Genomic DNA, 23,815 nt, shown 5'->3' on the forward strand with positions numbered 1-23,815 from the left:
AGGAGAGAATCCGGTGGTCACCCAGGAACAGCGGAAGCGGCAGCTCGCGCGGGAGAAGTTCTTGCGGCAGCAGCAGCGGCGTACGTCCGCTCGACGCAAGGCACGCATGCGCAACTCGGTGATCGCGTCGGTGCTCGGCGTGATCGTGATCGGCAGTGTCGCGCTCTACACGACCGGCGTCCTGAAGAACGACGACGACAAGTCCAACGCGAGCGCGGACGTGACGCCCACGCCCAGCGCCTCGGCGACGAAGAAGGCGCCGGACCCGTGCGCCAAGCCGGCGGCCGGCAAGATCAAGACGGAGACCTGGAAGAAGGAGCCGGCGGTCACGATCGACAAGTCGGCGAAGTACACGATGAAGCTGGCGACGACCTGCGGTGACATCGACATCGCGCTGAAGACGTCGGCCGCGCCGCACACCGTGAACTCGTTCGACTTCCTCGCGGGCAAGGGCTTCTTCGACCACACGAAGTGCCACCGGCTCACCACCAGCGGCATCTACGTGCTGCAGTGCGGCGACCCGACGGGCGCGGGCAGCGGCGGTCCCGGCTACACGATCCCGGACGAGAACCTGAAGGACGCCAGCCTCAAGGGCGGGACCTACCCGGCGGGCACGGTGGCGATGGCGAACACCGGTCAGAAGCACACCGGCGGCAGCCAGTTCTTCCTCGTCTACAAGGCCAGCACGCTCCCGGCGAGCTACACCCCGTTCGGTACCATCTCGGCCTCCGGGATGAAGGTCCTGAACAAGATCGCGGCCGCGGGCGAGAGCACGGGCGCGGGTGACGGAGCACCGAACGCGACGGTCGTGATCAACAAGGCGACCGTCACGAAATCCTGACCGTCAACAGCGAAATTTCGGTCGCGCGGGATGCGGACAGGCAACCCGCCGGTCGCCTATGTTGGCCGTGACGAAACTGTGGACGATGCCCGGGGGCACAGCGGCCCTGTGCAGGCATCATGTGGAGGAGGCGCTGTGAGCAGCGACCCGTGGGGACGCGTCGACGAGACGGGGACCGTGTACGTGCGTACGGCCGACGGCGAGCAGGTCGTCGGTTCCTGGCAGGCCGGCTCCCCCGAGGAGGCGCTGGCCTACTTCGAGCGCAAGTACGAAGGCCTGGTTGTCGAGATCGGCCTCCTCGAAAAGCGCGTGAAGACCACCGACCTGTCGGCGAAGGACGCGCAGGCCGCCGTCGACCATCTCCGTGAGCAGGTCGACGCCCACCACGCGGTGGGCGACCTGGCCTCGCTGGGCGTCCGGCTGGACAAGCTGGTGGAGACCGTCGAGGCGCGCCGCGAGGAGCGCAAGCAGCAGCGCGCCAAGCAGTCCGACGAGGCCCGGCACTCCAAGGAGGCGCTGGTCGTCGAGGCGGAGGAGCTGGCGCAGTCCGACCAGTGGCGGGCGGCCGGTGAGCGGCTGCGCGCGCTGGTGGACACCTGGAAGGGTCTGCCGCGCCTGGACCGCAAGTCGGACGACGAGCTGTGGCACCGCTTCTCGCACGCCCGGTCGGCCTTCTCCAAGCGCCGCAAGGCGCACTTCGCGTCGCTGGACGCGCAGCGCGAGGACGCTCGCAAGATCAAGGAGAACCTGGTCGCCGAGGCCGAGGGTCTGTCGGCCTCGACGGACTGGGGTCCCACGGCCGCGCGCTACCGCGAGCTGATGGCCGACTGGAAGGCGGCGGGCCGCGCCCAGCGCGAGCACGAGGACGATCTGTGGAACCGCTTCCGCGGCGCCCAGGACGTCTTCTTCGCCGCCCGCAGCTCGGTCTTCGCCGAGCGGGACGCCGAGCAGACGGAGAACCTGAAGCTCAAGGAGGAGCTGGCCGAGGAGGCCGAGAAGCTCCTGCCGGTCACCGATCTGAAGGCGGCCCGCGCGACCTTCCGCTCGATCAACGAGCGCTGGGAGGCCATCGGCCATGTGCCGCGTGACTCCCGCCCGAAGGTCGAGGGCCGGATGCACGCGATCGAGCGGGCCCTCCAGGAGTCCGAGGAGACCGAGTGGCGCCGGACGAACCCGGAGGCACGCGCGCGTGCCGAGGGTCTGACCGGTCAGCTCCAGGCCGCCGTGGACAAGCTCACGGGCCAGATCGAGCAGGCCCGCGCGCAGGGCAACACTTCCCGCGCCGACAAGCTCCAGCGCGAGCTGGAGGGCCGCCAGGCCCTGCTGGAGCAGGCTCTGAAGGGCCTCCAGGAGTTCGGCGGCTGACCTCCGCACGCATCAAGAAGGGGCTCCCGTACGCACCGTACGGGAGCCCCTTCTTCGTATGCCCTACGTCTTGTTGCGCGCCGACGTCACGCGGTAGACGTCGTAGACCCCCTCCACGCCCCTGACGGCCTTCAGGACGTGGCCCAGGTGCTTGGGGTCGCCCATCTCGAAGGTGAAGCGGGAGGTGGCGACGCGGTCGCGGGAGGTCTGGACGGCCGCGGAGAGGATGTTGACGTGCTGGTCGGACAGGACGCGGGTGACGTCCGAGAGGAGCCGGGAGCGGTCCAGGGCCTCCACCTGGATGGCGACCAGGAAGACCGAGGACTGGGTCGGCGCCCACTCGACTTCCAGGATGCGCTCGGGCTCGCGGGACAGTGACTCCACGTTGACGCAGTCGCTGCGGTGAACCGATACACCGCTACCTCGCGTGACGAAACCGATGATGGGGTCGCCGGGGACGGGCGTACAACAGCGGGCCAGTTTGACCCACACGTCGTCGACGCCCTTGACGACGACACCGGGGTCGGCGTTCGACCGGCGCTTGCGCCCCCGGCCGTGCGCCGGCGGCACGCTCTCGTCGATCTCCTCGGTGGCCGCCTCCTCGCCGCCGAGCGCCTGCACCAGCTTCTGTACGACGTTCTGCGCGGCGACATGCCCCTCGCCGATCGCCGCGTACAGCGAGGAGATGTCGGGGTAGCGCATCTCGTGCGCGAGCGTGACGAGGGAGTCGCCGGTGAGGATGCGCTGGATCGGCAGGTTCTGTTTGCGCATCGCGCGGGCGATGGCGTCCTTGCCCTGCTCGATCGCCTCGTCGCGGCGCTCCTTGGAGAACCAGGCTCTGATCTTGTTGCGGGCGCGCGGCGACTTCACGAAGCCGAGCCAGTCGCGGGAGGGGCCCGCGCCGGGCGCCTTGGAGGTGAAGACCTCCACCAAGTCGCCGTTGTCCAGGGTGGATTCGAGCGGTACGAGGCGCCCGTTGACCCGTGCTCCTATGGTCCGGTGGCCGACCTCGGTGTGCACCGCGTACGAGAAGTCCACCGGGGTGGCGCCCGCCGGCAGCGCTATCACGTCGCCCTTCGGCGTGAAGACGAAGACCTCGTTGCGGGACAGGTCGAAGCGCAGGGACTCCAGGAACTCGCCCGGGTCCTCGGTCTCCTTCTGCCAGTCGAGCAACTGGCGCAGCCACGCCATGTCGTTGAGGTGGTCGTCCTTGCCGGTGGTCCTGGGTGTCTCCGCGCGCACCTTGGAGGTGCCGGCGACGGCCTCCTGCTTGTACTTCCAGTGCGCGGCGATGCCGTACTCCGCGCGGCGGTGCATGTCGAACGTGCGGATCTGGAGCTCAACGGGCTTGCCGTTGGGGCCGATTACGGTGGTGTGCAGCGACTGGTACATGTTGAACTTGGGCATCGCGATGTAGTCCTTGAACCGGCCGGGGACCGGGTTCCATCGCGCGTGCACGGTGCCGAGGGCCGCGTAGCAGTCGCGGACGGTGTCCACGAGGACGCGGATGCCCACCAGGTCGTAGATCTCCGCGAAGTCGCGGCCACGGACGATCATCTTCTGGTAGACGCTGTAGTAGTGCTTCGGTCGGCCGGTGACGGTCGCCTTGATGCGGGCGGCGCGCAGGTCGGTCTGGACCTCGTCGGTCACTATGGCCAGGTATTCGTCACGCTTCGGTGCCCGCTCGGCCACCAGCCGGACGATCTCGTCGTACATCTTGGGGTAGAGGATCGCGAAGGCGAGGTCCTCCAGTTCCCACTTGATGGTGTTCATGCCCAGGCGGTGGGCGAGCGGCGCGTAGATCTCCAGGGTCTCGCGCGCCTTCTTCTCCTGCTTCTCGCGCTTGAGGTAGCGCATGGTGCGCATGTTGTGCAGGCGGTCGGCGAGCTTGATGACCAGGACGCGCGGGTCCTTGGCCATTGCTACGACCATCTTGCGGACGGTCTCGGCCTGCGCGGCCTCGCCGAACTTGACCTTGTCCAGCTTGGTGACACCGTCGACGAGGAGGGCCACGGAGTCGCCGAAGTCGCGGCGGAGCTGGTCGAGGCCGTACTCGGTGTCCTCGACGGTGTCGTGCAGCAGGCCGGCCATCAACGTGGCCGGGTCCATGCCGAGTTCGGCGAGGATCGTGGTGACGGCGAGCGGGTGCGTGATGTACGGGTCGCCGCTCTTGCGCTTCTGGCCGCGGTGCCAGCGCTCGGCGACCTGGTAGGCGCTCTCGACCTGGCGGAGGGTGGCCGTCTCGATCTTCGGGTCGTTGCTGCGCACTATCCGCAGCAGGGGCTCCAGGACCGGGTTGTACGGGTTGGAGCGCTGGACGCCGAGGCGGGCGAGACGGGCGCGGACGCGGTTGGAGGAGCCGCCGCCGGTGCGTGCGGGCTGGCCGGCCGTGGGACGGGGCGCGGGAGGGGTGGCCGCCGGGAGCTCGGCCGGAGCCGGCTTGGGGCGCGCGGGCTCGGCCGCCTTGTCGGCGGGCGCCGACCGGTCGTGCTCCGCCGCCGGGCGCGGTTCGGCCGGTGCGGTGCTCGCGCTCGTGGCGGGTTCCGCCGCGGGGCCCGGGGTGGGCTCGGGCTTGGCGGCGGTCAGGGGCTGGGCCTCGTCTGCCAAGAGGACTCCTCGTGCGCGATCCGGGTCCCCAGGTCAGGCTCCGGAGTGCCCATGGTAGCGATCCCGGGCTCCGGGCTCGCCTTCAGGCCGATGTGAGGGCCGTCAACGGATGAAACGCGAGGGGCTGCCCCAGGATTCCGCGACGCGGCTCCGGGGCGATCAGAGGGTGTCCTGCGGGTGACGGGGAGGGACCGGCGGCGACAGCGCCGCGCGCTGGGCGGACTCCTGTGCCGGTGCCCGGTCGCCGACGCGGACTGCGGGTACCGACGCACGGGGAGGACCGGCGCCACAAGGTCCGCGATACACCGGCGGGCCGCCCGGTCCCGCCAGGGCGATCTGAGGACGTGCCTCGGGTGACGGAGCAGGGACTGGCCGCCGACAGCGCCGCGCTCCGGGCGGACTGCCGTGCCGGTGCCCGGGTGTCGGCACGGGCTGCCACTGAAGGGCTGCGCCACAAGGTCCGCGATGCGCTGTGGCCGCCTGCCCGGGTGCAGAACGCGATCGCGTTCTGTACGGCCGTCGCCTCGCGAGCGTTCCCACGAGGCCGCCACTACGCGAACGGCCGTCCCGTTGAGACCGGGACGGCCGTTCGTCGTGAACATCTGCTGGCCTGCTCAGAGCTTGAGCAGTGCCTCCAGAGGAGCGCCTTGGAGGGTCGGCTCCAGTCTTGCCCGGCCGCCGAGGAAGCCCAGCTCCATGAGGACGGCGACGCCCGCGATCTCGGCGCCCGCCCTGCGGATCAGCTGGAGGGAGGCCTCGGCGGTGCCGCCCGTGGCCAGGACGTCGTCGACGACCAGGACGCGGTCTCCGGCGCTCAGGTCCTCGGCGTGCACCTCGATCTCGGCGGAGCCGTACTCCAGGTCGTACGCCTGGCTGAGGGTCGCTCCGGGGAGCTTGCCCGCCTTGCGCACGGGGATGAAGCCGACGCCCGCGCGGACGGCCACCGGGGCGCCGAGGATGAACCCGCGGGCCTCCAGGCCCACGACCTTCGTCGCACCGGTGCTCACGACGATCTCGGCGAGCGCGTCCGTGAGCGCCGTGAACGCGGCCGGGTCCGCCAGAAGCGGGGTGATGTCCTTGAACATCACCCCCGGCTCCGGGTAGTCGGCCACATCGCGGATACGGCTGAGCAGCAGCTCCTGGACGTCGGTCATCGACGCTTCCCCGAGGGACGCCCACGGCCGCGGTTGCGGGACGCCGGCTGGGTTCGCGGGCCGACGACGGCTGCCGCGTCCTCGGGCTCGTCGTCGTAGTCGTCGTCCGAGTGGTTGGTGACCTCGGGCTCCGGCTGCTCGCCCTGCGCGGCGGCCTGGGCGCGCTTGGCGAGGACGCGCTTCCTGAGCGCCTTCATCTGCGGCTCGGCCTCCTTGAGGTCGGCGACGAGCGGCGTGGCGATGAAGATCGAGGAGTACGCACCGGCCGCGAGGCCGACGAACAGCGACAGCGAGATGTCGTTGAGCACACCCGCGCCGAGGAAGCCGCCACCGATGAACAGCAGGGCCCCGACCGGCAGCAGGGCGACGACCGTGGTGTTGATGGAACGCACCAGCGTGCCGTTGATCGACCGGTTGGCGATGTCGCTGTAGGTCCACCGGGTCTGCTTGGTGATGTCCTTGGTCTGCTCCTTGAGGCTGTCGAAGACGACGACCGTGTCGTAGAGCGAGTAACCGAGGATGGTCAGCAGACCGATCACCGTGCCGGGCGTGACCTCGAAGCCGACGAGGGCGTAGATGCCGATGGTGATGGTGATGTCGTGGATCAGGGCGACGAGCGCGGCCAGGGCCATGCGCCACTCGAAGGCGATCGCCAGATAGATCACGACCAGGACCATGAAGATCGCCAGGCCCTCCCAGGCCTTGTTGGCGATCTGGTCACCCCAGCTGGGGCCGACCAGATCCGCGGCGATGTTCTCGGAGCTGACGTTCAGGTCCTTCGACAGCTGCTTCTTGATGCTGTCGGACTGGTCCGTGTCGATGCCGGCGATCTGGATGCGCAGGCTGCCGTCGCCGAGCTTCTGGACGACCGCGTCGTGACCGGAGGCGTCCTCGGCGTACTTCTCCGCCTGGCTCACCGAGGCGTTCATGCCCTTGGGCGTGGTGAAGGCGGCGCCGCCCTGGAACTCGATGCCCATGTTCAGGCCGCGCACCGTCAGGCCGAGGATGGCCGTGATGGTGATCAGGATCGAGATGCCGTACCAGATCTTGCGATTGCCGACGAAGTCGTACCCGACCTCGCCACGGTGCAGCCGGGCGCCGAGGTTGCCGAGCTTCGACATCTCACGCCTCCTTCGGGTCGACGGGGGCGGAGGGACGGCGGGTGCGGCGCAGCGGCGGCTTGGCGCCCAACGCCTTCGGGTCGATGCCGGAGAACTTGTGGCCGTCCGCGAAGAACTTCCGGCGGGCGAGGATCGTCATCAGCGGCTTGGTGAAGAGGAAGACGACGACCACGTCGAGCACGGTGGTCAGACCGAGCGTGAACGCGAAGCCCTGGACCTTGCCGACGGTGACGATGAACAGCACCGCGGCGGCGAGGAACGACACGAAGTCGGAGACCAGGATCGTGCGCCGGGCACGGGGCCAGGCCCGCTCGACGGACGGACGCAGCGAGCGGCCCTCGCGGATCTCGTCCCGGATGCGTTCGAAGAACACGATGAACGAGTCCGCGGTGATACCGATCGCGACGATCGCACCGCAGACGGCCGGCAGGTTCAGCGCGAAGCCGATGCCCGGGCCGAGCAGCGCCATGATCACGTAGGTGAGGATCGCGGAGACCAGCAGCGAGGGGATCGCGATGACCGACAGACCGCGGTAGAAGATCAGCAGGTAGATGACGACCAGCGCGAGGCCGATGGCGCCCGCGATCAGACCGGCGTGCAGCTGCTCGCCGCCGAGGGCCGCGGTCACCGTGGTGACGCTGTCCGTCTTGAAGGTCAGCGGCAGGGCGCCGTACGACAGCATGTTGGCGAGGCTCTGGGCCTCCTCCTGGGTGAAGCTGCCGGAGATCTCCGCGCTGCCGCCGGTGATCGACGAGGCGACGGAGGGGCTGGAGACGACCTGGCCGTCGAGGACGATGCCGAACTCGTTCTGCGGGGCGGTGTTCTTCGCCAGTTCACCGGTGACCTTGGCGAACTTGTCGCCGCCCTTGCCGGTGAAGTCCATGGTGACCTGCCAGCCGGCGGCGGTCGTCGTGTTCAGGACGGCCGCCGCCTTCTTGACGTCGGTACCGTCCACGGCGGCGGGGCCGAGCACGTACTTGTACCAGACGCCCGAGACCTGGCCGCAGGCCACGGTCGCGTCCTCGGCCTTGGCGTTCTTGCCGGCGCTGTTCTGGACCGACTTCTTGGAGCAGTCGAGCGCGGTGTACTGGGCCTCCAGCTTGGCGGCCGCCGCGGTGGCGGCGGCGCTGCTGTTCGCCGACGGGGTGGCGCTGGCCGAGGCCGAGGCGCTGGGGCTCGCGGACGAGGTGGTGTCGGCCTTCAGCGCGTCGCTGGCGGCACGGCCCTGAGAGGTGGCGGTGGCCGTCGGGGTCGCGGAGCCGGTCTTCGACGAGGAAGCGCTCGCCTTGGAGCTGGGCGAGCTCGACGGGCTGCTGGAGGTGCTGCCGGACGCGCTCGGTGACGGGCTCGCCGTCGCGGCGCCCGTGGAGGCCTCCGTGGCCAGGACCGGGCGGAAGTACAGCTTGGCGGTCGTACCGACCTGCTGCCGCGCCTCCTCCGAGTTCGTGCCCTTGGGGATGTTGACGATGATGTTCTTGGAGCCCTGGGTCTGGACCTCGGCCTCCGAGACACCAAGACCATTGACACGGCGGTTCATGATGTCGACCGCGGTGTCCATGTTGGTCTTGTTGATCGACGATGCCTCGCCGGGCTGGGCCACCGCCCGCAGCGTGATGCTCGTGCCGCCGGCCAGGTCGATGCCGAGACGCGGAGTGTTGTGCCCGGATGCGAACATGCCACCGGTGAGCGCCACGATGGCGATCAGGATGAGGGCCAGCGAGCGCCACGGCTTGCTCTGGGCGCTCGCGCTGCGGCCCCTCTTAGGTGCTGCCACCTTCTCGTACTCCCTCTCGGGCCGCTCCGCGCCGGGTCAGCGCGGCTACGGCCATGACATGGTGTCGGGATCCCGTGCGAGTGACGCACGTACCGGGTGCGCGGGGCGCGAGCGGGTCGCGCCGCGCTCCCGGGACGTTACTACTTCGCGTCGGTGTCGCCGTCGGTCTTCTTCGGCTCTTCTTCCGTCTTCGCCTCGGCGGGCTTCGCCGGCTCCTCGGTGGCGTCGGCCGGCTCGTCGGCCGCGTCCTTCTTGCCGAGGTCGATGGGCTTGTCGTCGGAAGAGTCGGCGGCGGGCTCGTCGGTGTCGGTGAGGGAGGAGGCGTCGTCCGGGACGATGTCGGCGTCGTCCTTCAGGTCGTGCTCGATGCCGTGGACGATGCGGTTGTACTCGTCGTCGGTGAGGACGGCGCCGATCGCGTTCTTCGCGAAGAGAAGTTCGATGCCCGGGCCTGCGTCGAGGAGAACCGTCTCCTCGTTGACTTCCTTGACCGTCGCGTACACGCCCCCGATCGTGCGGACGCCGGTGCCGGGCTGCATGTCACTACGCATCGACGCGGCCGCCTGCTGCTTGCGCTTGGCGGAGCGGGTCATCAGGAACATGGCCCCGATGAGCACGATGAACGGGAGGAGGGTCACGATATTCACGGGGCGGAATTTCCTTCGCACGACCGCGGCGGTGAGCGGCCTGGTGGATGGGGGTGGTCGGCGCCGCCCACAAAGGCGGCATCGGCGGAGTCTAAGCGAGTCCACGCTGATGGAACAACGCTCAGCATGGCACCGGGGTTCCTGACCCGGCCAGTGCCCCCGCCGTCACGCCCCGAACAGGTCCCCTTGTCCGTTTCCCCCGGTTGACGAGCGGGGCGGGGTGAGGCCGAGATGCGCCCACGCGGCGGGGGTGGCGACGCGTCCGCGCGGTGTGCGGGCGAGCAGTCCCTCGCGTACGAGGAAGGGTTCGGCGACCTCTTCGACGGTCTCGCGCTCCTCCCCCACGGCGACGGCGAGCGTGGACAGTCCGACCGGTCCGCCGCCGAACAGCTTGAGCAGGGCTTCGAGGACACCGCGGTCGAGCCGGTCGAGGCCGCGCCCGTCGACCTCGTAGACCTTGAGGGCGGCTCCGGCGATGTCCTGGGTGATGAAGCCGTCGGCCTTGACCTGCGCGTAGTCCCGGACGCGGCGCAGCAGCCGGTTGGCGATGCGGGGGGTGCCGCGGGAGCGGCCGGCGATCTCGGCGGCGCCCGCGGGGTCGATCTCCACGTCGAGGAGGTTCGCCGAGCGGTGGATGACGCGCTCCAGCTCGGTGGGCTCGTAGAACTCCATGTGCGCGGTGAAGCCGAAGCGGTCGCGCAGCGGGGGTGGCAGCAGCCCCGCGCGCGTGGTGGCGCCGACCAGGGTGAACGGCGGCAGTTCGAGCGGGATCGCGGTGGCGCCGGGGCCCTTGCCGACGATGACGTCGACGCGGAAGTCCTCCATCGCCATGTAGAGCATCTCCTCGGCGGGCCGGGACATGCGGTGGATCTCGTCGAGGAAGAGGACCTCGCCCTCCTGGAGGGAGGAGAGGATCGCGGCGAGGTCGCCCGCGTGCTGGATGGCGGGGCCGCTGGTGATGCGGATCGGGGCCTCCATCTCGGCCGCGATGATCATCGACAGGGTGGTCTTGCCGAGGCCGGGGGCGCCGGAGAGCAGCACGTGGTCGGCGGTGGCGCCACGCGCGCGTGCGGCGCGCAGCACCAGGTCGAGCTGCTCGCGGACCTTCTCCTGGCCGATGAACTCGCCCAGGTCCTTGGGGCGCAGGGCGGCCTCGACGGCCTGGTCCTCGCGGTCGGCGACCGAGCCCACCAGCCGCTCGGCGGCGGTCTCGTCGGTCGTGTCGTCCCAGTTCACTGACGGTTCTCCTAGCGGGCGCGGTTCAGGGTCTGCAGGGCCGCCTTCAGCAACTGCCCCACCTGCGGCGTGCCCTCGGCGGCCTCGGCCTGCGGTGCTACGGCGGCCACGGCCTCGTCGGCCTCGCGGGTGGCGTACCCGAGGCCGATGAGGGCGGCGTGCAGCTGATCGCGCCAGCCGCTGGTGACCGGGGCTCCGATCGCCGGGGCGGACCCTACGGGTGCGCCGAGCCGGTCCTTGAACTCCAGCAGCAGCTTCTGGGCGCCCTTCTTGCCGATGCCCGGAACCGCCATCAACGCCTTCTCGTCCCCGGCGGCAACCGCCCGGCGCAGCGCGTCCGGGGTGTGCACCGCGAGCATCGCCTGCGCGAGCCGGGGGCCGACACCGGTCGCGGTCTGGAGCAGCTCGAAGATCTGGCGTTCGTCGTCGTCCACGAAGCCGTACAGGGTGAGCGAGTCCTCGCGGACGACGAGGGAGGTGGCGAGCTTGGCGGGCTTGCCGAGGCGGAGCGTGGACAGCGTGTTCGGCGTGCACTGGATGGCCATGCCGACACCGCCGACCTCGACCACCGCGGCGTCGGGGGCGAGTGCGGCGACCGTGCCACTGACGAAGGCGATCATGCGGTACGGCCTTTCGATGCGTGCGAGGTCTTCGGTGCTTGCGGGGGTTGAGGGGCTTGCGTGGCTTGCGGTGCTTTGCGCGCGCCGGCCGCGTGTTGGGCGACCGCCTGTTGCAACCGGTTCTGGGCGACGGCCTGTTGGAGGCGGTTGGTCGCGGGGCCGCGCCAGATGTGGCAGATGGCGAGGGCGAGGGCGTCGGCCGCGTCGGCGGGCTTCGGGGGCGCGTCGAGCCGGAGGAGTCGGGTGACCATGGCGCCGACCTGGGCCTTGTCGGCGCGGCCGTTGCCGGTGACGGCGGCCTTGACCTCGCTGGGCGTGTGCAGGGCGACGGGGATGCCGCGGCGGGCGGCACAGAGCATCGCCACGGCGCTGGCCTGGGCGGTGCCCATCACCGTGCGCACGTTGTGCTGGCTGAACACCCGCTCCACGGCGACGAATTCGGGCCGGTGTTCGTCCAGCCACGCTTCGATGCCCTGCTCGATGGCGACGAGGCGGAGCCCCAACTCGGCGTCCGACGGGGTCCGTACGACACCGACGCCGATCATCGTGAGCGGCCGGCCCGCGACGCCTTCGACCACTCCGACACCGCATCGGGTGAGTCCGGGGTCGACACCCAGTACCCGCACTCCAACCCCCCTCGTTCGATCGCCTGTTTGTGCAGGCTATCGGGTGTCACTGACAAAGCGACGGGCCGACGGGGTGTGTCCCGTCGGCCCGTTGAACCGCTTGTTCGACTTCAGCTCGCGGCAACGCTACGCGTCGACCTTCTCCATGACCTCGTCGCTGACGTCGAAGTTGGCGAAGACGTTCTGCACGTCGTCGCTGTCCTCCAGGGCGTCGATCAGCTTGAAGATCTTGCGCGCGCCGTCCTCGTCGAGCTCGACCTGCATGGTCGGGACGAAGTTGGCGTCGGCGGAGTCGTAGTCGATGTCGGCGTCCTGGAGCGCGGTGCGGACCGCGACCAGGTCGGTGGCCTCGGAGATGACCTCGAAGGACTCACCGAGGTCGTTGACCTCCTCGGCGCCCGCGTCGAGCACGGCACCGAGGACGTCGTCCTCGCCCAGCTCGCCCTTGGGGACGATGACGACACCCTTGCGATGGAACAGGTACGAGACGGAGCCGGGGTCGGCCATGTTCCCGCCGTTGCGGGTCATGGCGACGCGCACGTCCGAGGCGGCGCGGTTGCGGTTGTCGGTGAGGCACTCGATGAGCACCGCGACGCCGTTCGGGCCGTAACCCTCGTACATGATCGTCTCGTAGTCGGCGCCACCGGCTTCGAGACCGGCGCCGCGCTTGACCGCGGAGTCGATGTTCTTGTTCGGGACCGAGCTCTTCTTGGCCTTCTGGATGGCGTCGAACAGCGTCGGGTTGCCGGACACATCGGCGCCGCCGGTTCGGGCCGCGACCTCGATGTTCTTGATCATCTTCGCGAAGAGCTTGCCGCGCTTGGCGTCGATCACGGCCTTCTTGTGCTTCGTCGTAGCCCATTTAGAGTGGCCGGACATCTGCCTGTCTCCTTCGCGTAACCCAACTCTTTACGAACCCCAGAGATCCTACTAGGACCCCGGAGCCAGGTTCGCGCGCACCATGTCGACGAACAGGGAGTGCACGCGGTGGTCGCCGGTCAGTTCCGGGTGGAACGACGTGGCGAGCGCGTTGCCCTGGCGGACCGCGACGATGTGGCCCTCGTGTTCGGCGAGGACCTCGGTCTCGGCACCGACGGACTCGACCCAGGGGGCGCGGATGAAGACGCCCTCCACAGGATCGCCCTCGATGCCCCGGACGTCGACAGCTGCTTCGAAGGACTCGTTCTGCCGTCCGAAGGCGTTGCGGCGCACGATCATGTCGATGCCGCCGATCGTCTCCTGGCCCGAGCGCGGGTCGAGGATCTTGTCGGCGAGCATGATCAGGCCGGCGCAGGTGCCGTAGACGGGCATACCGGCACGCACGCGTGCGCGAAGGGGGTCCATGACCCCGAAGAGGACGGCCAGCTTGGAGATGGTGGTCGACTCACCCCCGGGGATGACGAGACCGTCCACCTCGGCGAGTTCCTCGGGGCGCCTGACCTGCCTGGCCACGGCGTCGGCCGCGGCCAGGGCGATCAGGTGCTCCCGTACGTCCCCCTGGAGGGCCAGGACGCCGATGACAGGGGCTGAAGACACATCCGCCATGGGTGGTTACCAGCCGCGGTTGGCGTAGCGCTCGGTCTCGGGGAGGGTGTCGCAGTTGATGCCGACCATGGCCTCGCCGAGGTTGCGGGACGCGTCCGCGATGATCTTCGGGTCGTCGTAGAAGGTGGTCGCCTTCACGATGGCGGCGGCGCGCTTGGCCGGGTCGCCGGACTTGAAGATGCCGGAGCCGACGAAGACGCCCTCGGCGCCGAGCTGGCGCATCAGCGCCGCGTCGGCGGGGGTGGCGACGCCACCGGCGGAGAACAGCACGACCGGGAGCTTGCCCAGCTCGGCGACCTCGCGGACGATCTCGTACGGGGCGCGCAGTTCCTTGGCGGCGGCGTACAGCTCGTTGTTGTCGAAGCCGCGCAGCTTGGCGATCTCGTTCTTGATCTGGCGCAGGTGGCGGACCGCCTCGACGACGTTGCCGGTGCCGGCCTCGCCCTTGGAGCGGATCATCGCGGCGCCCTCGGCGATACGGCGCAGGGCCTCGCCCAGGTTGGTGGCACCGCAGACGAAGGGGGTCGTGAAGGCCCACTTGTCGGAGTGGTTGACCTCGTCGGCCGGGGTGAGGACCTCGGACTCGTCGATGTAGTCGACGCCGAGGGACTGCAGGACCTGGGCCTCGACGAAGTGGCCGATGCGGGACTTGGCCATGACCGGGATGGAGACCGCTTCGATGATCTCCTCGATCATCGTCGGGTCGGACATCCGGGCCACGCCGCCGTCCTTGCGGATGTCGGCGGGGACCCGCTCCAGGGCCATGACGGCCACGGCACCGGCGTCCTCGGCGATCTTCGCCTGCTCGGCGTTGACCACGTCCATGATCACACCGCCCTTGAGCTGCTCAGCCATGCCGCGCTTCACGCGCGCGGTGCCGGTCTCGGGAGTCTGGGCGGAGCTGGGGGTGCTGGACACGGGGTGACCTCACTCGGTGAAAGAGGGTTGCTGCAGTACCGAGGAAACGTCAGAGATGCAGGCCACAGCAAGGGCCAATGGGTAGGCGGTGGATCGTTTTCGAACCGCTGTGCCCCACGGTCGTGTCCTAGGGCCATGTCCTACGGCCCTAAGTTCCACGGCTGTGCCCTGCGGCTGTTTTCTACGCGGCCCTGTCCACCAGTGCCGCCGGCGGCTCGTCGTCCATCTCGAAGGCCATCGGGAAGGGGGCGTGTCCGGCCAGCCGGAACCAGCGGACCTTGCGGTGCCGACGCAGGGCGCGGGCGGCGCGTACGGCGTCGTTGTGGAAGCGCCGGGCCATGGGCACCCGCCGTACCGCCTCGGTGAGTTCGTGGGCCGCCGCCTCTCCCCCGGGTGCCTCGCGGACGCCCTCGACCTGCGGGGCCTCCGCGAAGACGGCGCGCAGGGCCTGGCTCAACTCGCTCTCGGCGACCTCCCGTTGCTCCTCCTCGGCCTGCCGGGCGGCGTGCGCGGCCTCGTAGAGGACGATCGAGGCGGCCGGGTCGAGGACGCCGGAGGTGGCCAGTTCCTGGGTCACTGAGGCGCGGCGCAGCAGTTGGGCGTCGAGTGCCGCGCGGGCCGCGTCGATCCGGGTGTGCAGCCGGTCGAGCCGTCCCGCGGTCCAGCTCAGGTACAGGCCGATCGCGACGACGGCGACGAGGATCCAGATCAGGGTTGCGGTCACGGGCGGCAAGCCTACGGGGCCGTTCCACTCGGGTTGACCGGGATTCGTGCGGGGGGTTGGTGTGGGCGTTGTGGGGGCTGCCGCCCCCACGCCCCCGCTTCGGCCTGGACGGCCTCGTCCTCAAACGCCGGACGGGCTGGATGTACCAGCCCGTATCAAGAAGTTGCCGCTCCTCAGTCCCGCGCCAAGCCGAACCTCGCCCGGAGTCCGGTGCGTTCGTCGGTGGCGACCGCTGCGGCACCTGCGGTCACCGTCTCGTAGACCGACAGGATGTCCGCGCCGACCGTCGACCAGTCGAAGCGGCGCACGTGGGCACTTCCGCTCCGTCGCAGCTCCGCCAGGCGCTCGGGGTCGCCCAGGAGCCGTACGGCCGCGTCGGCGAGGGCGTCCGCGTCCTCGTTGGGGAACAGCTCGCCGGCGACGCCCTGGTCGAGGACCTGGGCGAAGGCGGGGAGGTCGGAGGCGAGGACCGGGGCGCCTGCCGACATGGCCTCCACGAGGATGATGCCGAAGCTCTCGCCGCCGGTGTTGGGGGCTACGTAGAGGTCGATGCTGCGCAGGAAGCGGGCCTTGTCGTCGTCGCTGATCATGCCGAGGAACTCGACGCGTGAACGCAGTTCCTTGGGGAGCGATTCGACGGCCTCCTCCTCGTCGCCTCGGCCGGCGACCAGGAGTCGGGCGTTCGGGCGCGCGGCCAGGATCTTCGGGAGGGCGTTCATCAGTACCGGGAGGCCCTTGCGGGGCTCGTCGATGCGCCCTATGAAGCCGATGGTCTCGCCCTGCCACTCCGGCTTGGATTCGGCGCGGGCGAAGAAGTCGACGTCGACGCCGTTCGGGATGACGACCGCGTCGCCGCCGAGGTGTTCGACGAGCGTGCGGCGGGCGTACTCGCTCACGGCGATGCGCGCGCTGATCTTCTCCAGGGCTGCCTGGAGGATGGCGTACGCGGCGATCATCGCCCTGGAGCGCGGGTTCGAGGTGTGGAAGGTGGCGACGATCGGGCCCTGCGCCGCCCAGCAGGCGAGCAGGCCGAGGGACGGCGAGGTGGGTTCATGGATGTGGATGACATCGAACTCGCCGTCGTGCAGCCAGCGTCGGACCCGGGCGGCGGACAGGAAGCCGAAGTTCAGGCGGGCCACCGAGCCGTTGTACGGCACCGGGACCGCGCGGCCGGCCGAGACGACGTACGGCGGCAGCGGGGTGTCGTCGTCGGCCGGGGCCAGGACGGAGACCTCGTGGCCGAGCCGGATGAAGTACTCGGCGAGGTCTCTGATGTGGAACTGGACGCCGCCCGGGACGTCCCACGAGTAGGGGCAGACGATGCCGATCCTCACGAGGGCCCCTTCGTGGGATCGAGATCCGCGAGCCACAAGCGCTGCAGCATGTGCCAGTCCTCCGGGTGGTCGGCGATGCCGGTGGCGAAAGCGTCTGCCAGCGCCTGTGTGATGACAGACGTCTTCTCGGCCCGGTCACCTGACTCGGGTACCTCTACCGGCGGATGGACACGGCCCTTCATGACCGGTGAGTCGTCGTACCAGAGGGTCACGGGGAGCAGGAGTGCGCCGGTCTGCTGGGCCAGGAGAGCCGGGCCCGCGGGCATGCGGGTGGGCTCGCCGAAGAACTTCACCTCGACGCCGGAGGCGGACAGGTCGCGTTCGGCGACCAGGCAGACCAGGCCGCCGTCGCGCAGGCGGCGGGCGAGCGTACCGAAGGCGGTGCCGCCGCTGTGCGGGAGGACCTCCATGCCGAGGCCCTCGCGGTAGGCGACGAAGCGGTCGTAGAGCGTCTCCGGCTTGAGGCGTTCGGCCACCGTGGTGAACGGGGTCTCCAGCCTGGTGGTGACCCAGGCGCCGGCGAGGTCCCAGTTGGCCATGTGGGGCAGCGCGAGGATGACACCGCGGTCGGAGGCGATGCCGTCGGTGAGGTGGTGGACGTCCTTGGGGTCGAAGCCCGCCTTCACGCGCTCGGCGCTCCAGGCGGGGAGCCGGAAGGACTCCATCCAGTAGCGCAGGTACGACCGCATGCCCGCGCGCGAGAGCTCGGCGAGCCGCTCGGGGCTCGCGTCGGGCACCACGCGCGCGTAGTTGCTCTCCAGCCGTTGCACACCTTTGCCGCGCCGCTTCCAGGCGAGATCGGCGACGGTGCGGCCGAGCCGGACGGCGGCCGGCTCGGGGAGCTTCTTGACGGCGCCCCAGCCGAGGCCGTAGAGCGCGTCCGTCAGCCGCTCCTGGGCACTGCTCACGGAGTCGCCCCGCTGCTGTGCTGCTCCGGGGCCTCCTGGGCCGCCGTGGCGTCGGCCTCGGCGGCCTCCCGGCGGACCGTGACGACGCGCTGGATCAGCGTGACCAGACTGCCGACGGCGACGATCCACAGGGCGATGGGCAGCAGCCACTGGATGCCCGGGACGCCGAACTTGTGCAGACCGGCGAGGCCGCACGCCACGAGTGAGATCACGAGCCGCTCGGCCCGCTCGACCAGGCCGTTGACGGCGACCGGCAGGCCGATCGACTCGCCGCGCGCCTTGGTGTAGGACACCACCTGACCGCTGGCCAGGCAGAAGATCGAGACGGCGCACAGGGCGATGTTGTCGCCGCCGCCCGCGTACCAGAGGGCCAGGCCGCCGAAGACCGCGCTGTCGGCCACCCGGTCGAGCGTGGAGTCCAGGAAGGCGCCCCAGCGGCTGGAGCGGCCCAGCTGGCGGGCCATGTTGCCGTCGACGAGGTCCGAGAACACGAACAGCGTGATCACGACCGTGCCCCAGAAGAACTCGCCCATGGGATAGAAGACCAGCGCGCCCGCGACCACTCCGGCGGTGCCGAGGAGGGTGACCGTGTCGGGGCTGACGCCCCGGCGGATCAGAAATGCGGCGAACGGCGTGAGGACACGCGTGAAGAATGCACGCGCGTACTTGTTCAGCATGGCCTTCCCGAGGGTCGGTGTCGCCGCGCGGCCCCTGCTGGCCACCGGCTGGCCCATCGTAGCCACGCGCGCGCGTGGGCGACGGCCGGGCACCCGCGCGCCCATGTTTCGAATGGTGCGGCATGACGCGATGCCATCGGTGTCACGGCCGGATCGCGTCCCGTGTATGGACGCACCGTGACGGGAGTGGAAAGCTCGAACCACCGCGGGCGTCATCGGAGCCGCCACCGCACGCGGCTGCGTGTGTCCGCGCCCACAGTGACCTCACCGTGTACGGGAGGCAAGGCCATGGGCGACAAGGCGAACGCACACTCCGGAGCCGCCGGCAGGGCTACAGCGGCCGACCACCCCGCGTCCGTACGGAATGTGGTGCTGGTCGGCCACTGCGGATCGGGCAAGACGACTCTGGTGGAGGCCCTCGCGCTGACCGCGGGGGCGGTGAACCGGGCGGGCCGCGTGGAGGACGGCGGCACCGTCTCCGACTACGACGAGATCGAGCACCGGCAGCAGCGCTCGGTGCAGCTCTCCCTGGTGCCCGTCGACTGGGACGGGTACAAGGTCAATCTTCTCGACACCCCCGGGTACGCCGATTTCGTCGGCGAGTTGAGGGCCGGTCTGCGAGCGGCGGACGCGGCCCTCTTCGTCGTCTCGGCCTCCGACGGCGTGGACGGCTCGACCCGCATGGTGTGGGAGGAGTGCGCGGCGGTCGGCATGCCGCGCGCCATCGTCATCACGCATCTGGAGTCCGCGCGCGCGGACTTCGAGGCGATGACCCGCACCTGCGCGGAGGTCTTCGGCGCGGACGACCCCGACGCCGTACTCCCCCTGTATCTGCCGCTGCACGGCGCGCCGGGGCCGGACGGGCACGCGCCCGTGTCCGGTCTGGTCGGGCTGCTGTCGCAGAAGGTGTTCGACTACGCGTCCGGCGAGCGCAAGGAGTCGGAGCCCGGGCCCGACCAGCTGCCGCGGATCGAGGAGGCACGCAACCGGCTCATCGAGGGGATCATCGCGGAGAGCGAGGACGAGACCCTCATGGACCGTTATCTCGGCGGCGAGGAGATCGACGTCAAGACGCTGATCGGCGACCTGGAGCGGGCCGTGGCGCGCGGGGTCTTCTTCCCCGTTCTGGCGGCCGCTCCCGCCGCCGAGGGCGCCCGGCAGGGTCTAGGCACCGTCGAGCTGCTGGAGCTGATCACAGGCGGCTTCCCGACCCCGCTGGAGCGCGCGGCGCCCGGGGTCACCACGGTCGACGGCAGGGCGCGGGAGCTCAAGCCGTGCGACCCGAACGGGCCGCTGGTCGCCGAGGTCGTGAAGACCGCCTCCGACCCGTACGTCGGCCGGGTCTCCCTGGTGCGCGTCTTCTCCGGGACGCTGCGGCCCGACGCGACCGTCCATGTCTCCGGGCACGGGCTCGCCGACCGCGGGCACGAGGACCACGACGTCGACGAACGCGTCGGTGCCCTGTCCGCGCCCTTCGGGAAGCAGCAACGGGCGCTCACGCACTGCATCGCGGGCGACCTCGCGTGCGTGGCGAAGCTGGGCCGCGCGGAGACCGGGGACACGCTTTCGGCCAAGGACGACCCGCTGCTCATGGAGCCCTGGGAGATGCCCGACCCACTGCTGCCGCTCGCCATCCAGGCACACAGCAAGGCCGACGAGGACAAGCTCTCGCAGGGCCTGAGCAGGCTCGTCGCCGAGGACCCCACCATGCGCCTGGAGCAGAACCAGGACACCCACCAGGTCGTCCTGTGGTGCCTCGGCGAGGCCCACGCGGACGTCGCCCTGGAGCGGCTGCGCAGTCGCTACGGCGTCCAGGTCGACCTGGTCCCGCACAAGGTCTCCCTGCGGGAGACGTTCGCCGCCAAGGCGCAGGGGCGCGGCCGGCACGTCAAACAGTCCGGTGGGCACGGGCAGTTCGCGATCTGCGAGATCGAGGTCGAGCCGCTGCCGGGCGGCACGGGCATCGAGTTCGTGGACAAGGTGATCGGCGGCGCGGTGCCCCGGCAGTTCATCCCGTCGGTGGAGAAGGGCGTAAGGGCCCAGGCAGCAAGGGGAGTTGCGGCCGGCCATCCCCTTCTGGACGTACGGATCACGCTCCTGGACGGCAAGGCGCACTCCGTGGACTCCTCGGACGCCGCGTTCCAGACGGCCGGGGCGCTCGCCCTGCGGGAGGCCGCGGTCGACGCGAAGATCCACCTCCTGGAACCGGTGGCCGAGGTGACCGTGCTGGTCGGCGACGACTACGTGGGCGCGGTGATGAGCGACCTGTCCGGGCGGCGGGGCCGCGTGCTCGGCACCGAGCAGACGACCGGCGGGCGCACACTGATCCGCGCCGAGGTCCCGGAGATCGAGATCGGCCGCTACGCCGTGGACCTCCGCTCCCTCTCGCACGGCACCGCACGCTTCAACCGCACCTACGCCCGGCACGAACCGATGCCTCCGCAGATCGCCGAACGGATCCGCGAAGAGGCGGGCGACGCCTAGCAGTTGATGCCAGGCGGCCCACTTGTGGCGTGCGGCGACCCACAAGTGGCCTAAAGGGAACGATCACTTCCGGGTTGGCGGGCGGCTTCGGCTGTCCGCCGACGAATGTCAGTGATGGCCGATACGCTGATGACCTGATCAACAGGTGTGCGGAGCACGGAAGTCGGGAAAGCCGCAGAAGCGGGAACAGCGGCGATCGGGGGCGGGAATGACCGTTGACAGCGGTTACGCGGACATCTTCGGACCACAGGTCCCGCGTACCGGCGACGAGGGGCAGACGGCGACCTTCGCGCTGGCCTCGGCGGCCTACCGGGACAACCCGGTGGCCGACATCAAGAAGGCCGACAACGAATGGCACCAGACGGCCGTCAACGAGGGCCGCAAGTGGGCGACGATCTTCCGCCCCAACCTCGGTGAGGCGTTCTCCGGCGCCCTGGTGGCCCGCATGCTCGGCCCCGGACGCAAGCCGCTCATCCAGTCGTTCGGCACCGAACCGCAGTCCGTCGTCGAGCACGCCCTGGCGGCCAACAACATCCGCCGCGCGCGGGACAACAGGCTGTCCACGATCATGGTGCTGTGCGGCCTGCTGTTCCTCCCCGGGCTCATCGTCTGGCTGCTGGTCTTCCAGCTGCGCAGCCTGATCGACAAGCGCACCCAGACGAACAAGAGGGCCGGCGCGATCGCCACGACCCTGCTCGTCGCCGTGGGCGCGGTCGCCGTGATCTTCCTGATCAAGATGCCCTTCGCGGGCTTCTGGTCCTGGTACGCACGCGCGTGCGTCGTCCTCCCCGTGGTCGGCTGGCTGTGGGCCAAGCAGGTCTGCGAGAACACCGCGAAGGATCTGCGCGGGCGCTGGGACAGCCTGCTGTCCGGCAGCAGCGTCGGCGCCAAGGTCCCCGAGGCGGTGCCGACCAGCCCCGGCGAGACCCAGGCCGAGCAGCTCCGCCAGTCCCTGGCCACGCTCAGCGCCGAGCAGCAGTCCAACTCCATCTTCTACGCGGGCCCCAAGGGCATCCTCGGCATGGGCACCCGCTGGGGCAGCTGGCAGCTCGCCGAGGACCTGATAGCACGGGACCCCTCCCGGGAGATCCACCCCTTCCGCAGCTGGGACGTCATCCGCAACATCCACGACGACCTGCGCATGCTGGAGCGGAACACGATCAACACCGGCGGCTTCCCGAAGGCGTCCATACGCCACTGGGTCGTCACGCCGATCGGCGAGGGCGCCAAGGCCGTGTCCCGGCCCGGGGGCACGGACGTCGACGCGTACCAGGTCAAGACGCACGCGATCCAGGACATCTGCAACAAGCAGCAGTTCGGCGCCGGCGACCGGCACTACCTGGGCGTCCAATGGACGCTCTGGGAAGGGCAGTTGGTCATCACCATGATGATCACGGTCACCGTGCTGCACAAGACGCTGCGCATCGAGATCACCGGGCACGCCCTGGGACCCGTGAACTCCCTGTTCACCGGCAAGCCCGAGGCGCCGTCGAAGGACGTCCAGAAGACCCTCAAGCCGTGGGAGACCCGCAAGGTCAAGCTCCCGCTCGTCCCCGCCGACGAGGTCGTACGCCTCGCCGTGCGCGCCCCGATCACCTGGTACCCGCCGCTGCTGAACTGGCTCGGCGGTTCCATATCCCTGCCCGAGCCGTTCGGCCTGCGGCACGCCTGGGCCGACCAGCCCTGGCGCCACCGCTTCATGGCGGACGACGCGCTGCGCGCCGCGACACCGGTCCTGCGCGTGGTCCACGCCGCGGCGATCCGCGTCCTGGACGAGAACGGCGTGGACACGGAGAAGTTCGGCAACCGCTCGTCGTTCCTCAGCACGAACGTGCAGGACGCGTCCCCCAGGAAGGCCGACCTCTACGACGCGTGAGCGACCACGTAGGGCACCGCGTGGCTCACGCCGTGGGCCACGCGTCCGCGAGCATCTTCCTTGTGTCCGCGAGCAGTTGAGGCAGCACCTTCGTGTGGCCGACCACCGGCATGAAGTTCGTGTCGCCGCCCCAGCGCGGGACGATGTGCTGGTGGAGGTGGGCGGCGATACCCGCGCCCGCCACGCTCCCCTGGTTCATGCCGATGTTGAAACCGTGGGCGCCGGACGCGGTACGCAGGGCCGTCATCGCCTGCTTGGTGAGGGCCGCCAGCTCCACGGTCTCCGCGTCCGTCAGGTCGGTGTAGTCCGCGACGTGACGGTAGGGCACGACCATCAGATGGCCGCCGTTGTACGGGTACAGATTCAGCACCCCGTACACCAGCTCACCGCGCCTGACGATCAGCCCGTCCTCGTCCGATTTCGCCGGAATCGAGCAGAAGGGGCAACCGTCGTCGGCACCCGGGCCGGTCGGCTTGTTCTCGCCCTGGATGTAGGCCATCCGGTGGGGCGTCCAGAGGCGCTGGAACGCGTCCGGCGTGCCCACTCCGATCTGCTGCTCCGGCTCACTCGTCATGCAGGGAAGCATATGGCTTCGCCCGTTCGCGGCGTGTCGCCGGGGTTGCGCGAAACCCCTCCCGCGCCAAGCTGGGCCGATGGACGACGACAGCCGCAAGGCCCGCTGGGAGCGGCGCACGGAGGTCCCCCTCGCCGTGGCGTCCCTGGTCTTCCTCGCCGCGTACGCGGTGCGCATCCTGGCCCACGGCCTGCCGGACACCTGGCAGGACCTCTGCCTCGCCGCGCTGTTCGCCGCCTGGGCCCTCTTCGCCGTCGACTACGCGGTCCGCTGGCGACTGAGCCGCCAACGCCTGCGCTTCGTCCGCACGCACTGGCTGGACACCCTGGTCCTGCTCCTGCCTCTGCTTCGACCGCTCCGCGTGGTCCGGGTGTACGAGGCCGTCCAGCGACGGCACGGACAGCCCCGACTCGCCCTGCACGCGCGCGTGATCGTCTACGCCGGCCTGTCCACCGTCCTGCTCGGCTTCGCCGGCGCCCTCTCCGTCTACCACGAGGAACACGCGGCCCCGGGCGCGACGATAAGGACGTTCGGCGACGCCGTGTGGTGGACCTGCGCGACCTTCGCGACCGTCGGCTACGGCGACGTCGCCCCCGTCACCCCGCTCGGCCGCCTGATCGCCGTAGGCATGATGGCCATCGGCCTGGCCCTGCTCGGCGCGGTCACCGGAACCTTCGCCTCCTGGCTGCTCCAGGTCTTCACGCGGGAGGACGACGAGAGGCCCCCGGGGATCTGAACTCCCCGAGGGCCTCCCGAACGACAGCGGACTCAGACCCGCGACAGC

At 70.1% G+C, this 23,815-nt stretch carries 21 protein-coding genes; 5 read left to right on the forward strand and 16 right to left on the reverse strand.

Translation table 11 applies throughout. From position 1 onward, the window contains the following. Positions 1 to 13 precede the first annotated feature (13 nt). Both OG407_RS11660 and OG407_RS11665 read left to right on the forward strand, forming a co-directional pair. Positions 14 to 841 carry a peptidylprolyl isomerase gene (locus OG407_RS11660; protein ID WP_405857486.1) on the forward strand — a complete coding sequence of 276 codons (828 nt, stop codon included), beginning with the start codon at positions 14 to 16 and terminating at the stop codon, positions 839 to 841. Between the two features lie 135 nt (positions 842 to 976). Then, on the forward strand, positions 977 to 2,206 hold the full coding sequence (locus OG407_RS11665) for a DUF349 domain-containing protein (protein ID WP_405857488.1): 1,230 nt from the start codon (positions 977 to 979) through the stop codon (positions 2,204 to 2,206). Between the two features lie 63 nt (positions 2,207 to 2,269). Here the strand turns inward: OG407_RS11665 and OG407_RS11670 are convergent, their stop codons facing one another. From OG407_RS11670 to pgsA, 15 genes are all read right to left on the reverse strand, one after another. Next, positions 2,270 to 4,813, reverse strand: a complete 2,544-nt coding sequence (locus OG407_RS11670) for a RelA/SpoT family protein (RefSeq protein WP_405857490.1) — start codon at positions 4,811 to 4,813, stop codon at positions 2,270 to 2,272. Between the two features lie 614 nt (positions 4,814 to 5,427). Continuing rightward, positions 5,428 to 5,967 carry an adenine phosphoribosyltransferase gene (locus OG407_RS11675; protein ID WP_405857492.1) on the reverse strand — a complete coding sequence of 180 codons (540 nt, stop codon included), beginning with the start codon at positions 5,965 to 5,967 and terminating at the stop codon, positions 5,428 to 5,430. Continuing rightward, positions 5,964 to 7,088, reverse strand: coding sequence for a protein translocase subunit SecF (secF, locus tag OG407_RS11680; protein ID WP_405857494.1), 1,125 nt, complete (start codon positions 7,086 to 7,088; stop codon positions 5,964 to 5,966). Before secF ends, OG407_RS11675 begins: the two co-directional genes overlap by 4 nt. A gap of 1 nt (position 7,089) precedes the next feature. Then, positions 7,090 to 8,862: a protein translocase subunit SecD gene (gene secD / locus OG407_RS11685; RefSeq protein ID WP_405857495.1), complete on the reverse strand. Its 1,773-nt coding sequence runs from the start codon at positions 8,860 to 8,862 to the stop codon at positions 7,090 to 7,092. A gap of 140 nt (positions 8,863 to 9,002) precedes the next feature. Further along, the gene (gene yajC / locus OG407_RS11690) at positions 9,003 to 9,509 is read right to left on the reverse strand and encodes a preprotein translocase subunit YajC (RefSeq protein ID WP_328684496.1); all 507 of its coding nucleotides are present in this window, start codon (positions 9,507 to 9,509) and stop codon (positions 9,003 to 9,005) included. Between the two features lie 165 nt (positions 9,510 to 9,674). Then, positions 9,675 to 10,745 carry a Holliday junction branch migration DNA helicase RuvB gene (gene ruvB / locus OG407_RS11695; protein ID WP_019059776.1) on the reverse strand — a complete coding sequence of 357 codons (1,071 nt, stop codon included), beginning with the start codon at positions 10,743 to 10,745 and terminating at the stop codon, positions 9,675 to 9,677. 11 nt (positions 10,746 to 10,756) lie between these two features. Further along, positions 10,757 to 11,365, reverse strand: a complete 609-nt coding sequence (gene ruvA / locus OG407_RS11700; protein WP_328684494.1) for a Holliday junction branch migration protein RuvA — start codon at positions 11,363 to 11,365, stop codon at positions 10,757 to 10,759. Beyond that, positions 11,362 to 11,991 carry a crossover junction endodeoxyribonuclease RuvC gene (gene ruvC / locus OG407_RS11705; RefSeq protein ID WP_405857498.1) on the reverse strand — a complete coding sequence of 210 codons (630 nt, stop codon included), beginning with the start codon at positions 11,989 to 11,991 and terminating at the stop codon, positions 11,362 to 11,364. The genes ruvA and ruvC overlap by 4 nt, the downstream gene beginning before the upstream one ends. Before the next feature lie 126 nt (positions 11,992 to 12,117). Next, positions 12,118 to 12,870, reverse strand: coding sequence for a YebC/PmpR family DNA-binding transcriptional regulator (locus tag OG407_RS11710; RefSeq protein ID WP_403597947.1), 753 nt, complete (start codon positions 12,868 to 12,870; stop codon positions 12,118 to 12,120). A gap of 51 nt (positions 12,871 to 12,921) precedes the next feature. Continuing rightward, entirely contained in the window at positions 12,922 to 13,527 is a 606-nt protein-coding gene (gene pdxT, locus OG407_RS11715) for a pyridoxal 5'-phosphate synthase glutaminase subunit PdxT (protein ID WP_393043163.1), read from the reverse strand. 15 nt (positions 13,528 to 13,542) lie between these two features. Further along, entirely contained in the window at positions 13,543 to 14,454 is a 912-nt protein-coding gene (gene pdxS, locus OG407_RS11720; RefSeq protein ID WP_200686525.1) for a pyridoxal 5'-phosphate synthase lyase subunit PdxS, read from the reverse strand. 181 nt (positions 14,455 to 14,635) lie between these two features. After that, entirely contained in the window at positions 14,636 to 15,178 is a 543-nt protein-coding gene (locus OG407_RS11725) for a hypothetical protein (protein ID WP_365308089.1), read from the reverse strand. A 173-nt stretch (positions 15,179 to 15,351) separates the two neighbouring features. Continuing rightward, positions 15,352 to 16,512 carry a glycosyltransferase family 4 protein gene (locus OG407_RS11730; RefSeq protein WP_405857500.1) on the reverse strand — a complete coding sequence of 387 codons (1,161 nt, stop codon included), beginning with the start codon at positions 16,510 to 16,512 and terminating at the stop codon, positions 15,352 to 15,354. Beyond that, positions 16,509 to 17,420 carry a phosphatidylinositol mannoside acyltransferase gene (locus tag OG407_RS11735; protein ID WP_403597936.1) on the reverse strand — a complete coding sequence of 304 codons (912 nt, stop codon included), beginning with the start codon at positions 17,418 to 17,420 and terminating at the stop codon, positions 16,509 to 16,511. Before OG407_RS11735 ends, OG407_RS11730 begins: the two co-directional genes overlap by 4 nt. Then, positions 17,417 to 18,154 carry a phosphatidylinositol phosphate synthase gene (gene pgsA / locus OG407_RS11740; protein ID WP_266878583.1) on the reverse strand — a complete coding sequence of 246 codons (738 nt, stop codon included), beginning with the start codon at positions 18,152 to 18,154 and terminating at the stop codon, positions 17,417 to 17,419. Before pgsA ends, OG407_RS11735 begins: the two co-directional genes overlap by 4 nt. A gap of 231 nt (positions 18,155 to 18,385) precedes the next feature. Here pgsA and OG407_RS11745 point away from each other — a divergent pair, with 231 nt between their 5' ends. Both OG407_RS11745 and OG407_RS11750 read left to right on the forward strand, forming a co-directional pair. After that, positions 18,386 to 20,581, forward strand: coding sequence for an elongation factor G-like protein EF-G2 (locus OG407_RS11745; protein WP_405857502.1), 2,196 nt, complete (start codon positions 18,386 to 18,388; stop codon positions 20,579 to 20,581). Positions 20,582 to 20,789: 208 nt separating this feature from the next. Continuing rightward, entirely contained in the window at positions 20,790 to 22,457 is a 1,668-nt protein-coding gene (locus OG407_RS11750; protein ID WP_405857504.1) for a hypothetical protein, read from the forward strand. Positions 22,458 to 22,482: 25 nt separating this feature from the next. Here the strand turns inward: OG407_RS11750 and OG407_RS11755 are convergent, their stop codons facing one another. Next, entirely contained in the window at positions 22,483 to 23,043 is a 561-nt protein-coding gene (locus OG407_RS11755; RefSeq protein ID WP_033282250.1) for an HIT domain-containing protein, read from the reverse strand. 67 nt (positions 23,044 to 23,110) lie between these two features. Between OG407_RS11755 and OG407_RS11760 the strand changes: the two genes are divergently transcribed. Then, positions 23,111 to 23,767 carry a potassium channel family protein gene (locus OG407_RS11760; RefSeq protein WP_405857506.1) on the forward strand — a complete coding sequence of 219 codons (657 nt, stop codon included), beginning with the start codon at positions 23,111 to 23,113 and terminating at the stop codon, positions 23,765 to 23,767. The last annotated feature ends 48 nt before the right edge of the window (positions 23,768 to 23,815 follow it).

The organism is Streptomyces sp. NBC_01515 (assembly GCF_045040345.1).
Classification (GTDB): domain Bacteria; phylum Actinomycetota; class Actinomycetes; order Streptomycetales; family Streptomycetaceae; genus Streptomyces.

Coding starts and splice junctions, on each gene's coding strand:
- OG407_RS11675 (WP_405857492.1), bottom strand. CDS start 5,967: ATGACCGACGTCCAGGAGCTGCTGCTCAGCCGTATCCGCGATGTGGCC.
- secF (WP_405857494.1), bottom strand. CDS start 7,088: ATGTCGAAGCTCGGCAACCTCGGCGCCCGGCTGCACCGTGGCGAGGTC.
- ruvA (WP_328684494.1), bottom strand. CDS start 11,365: ATGATCGCCTTCGTCAGTGGCACGGTCGCCGCACTCGCCCCCGACGCC.
- OG407_RS11710 (WP_403597947.1), bottom strand. CDS start 12,870: ATGTCCGGCCACTCTAAATGGGCTACGACGAAGCACAAGAAGGCCGTG.
- pgsA (WP_266878583.1), bottom strand. CDS start 18,154: ATGGGCCAGCCGGTGGCCAGCAGGGGCCGCGCGGCGACACCGACCCTC.
- OG407_RS11745 (WP_405857502.1), top strand. CDS start 18,386: ATGGGCGACAAGGCGAACGCACACTCCGGAGCCGCCGGCAGGGCTACA.
- OG407_RS11750 (WP_405857504.1), top strand. CDS start 20,790: ATGACCGTTGACAGCGGTTACGCGGACATCTTCGGACCACAGGTCCCG.
- OG407_RS11755 (WP_033282250.1), bottom strand. CDS start 23,043: ATGCTTCCCTGCATGACGAGTGAGCCGGAGCAGCAGATCGGAGTGGGC.
- OG407_RS11760 (WP_405857506.1), top strand. CDS start 23,111: ATGGACGACGACAGCCGCAAGGCCCGCTGGGAGCGGCGCACGGAGGTC.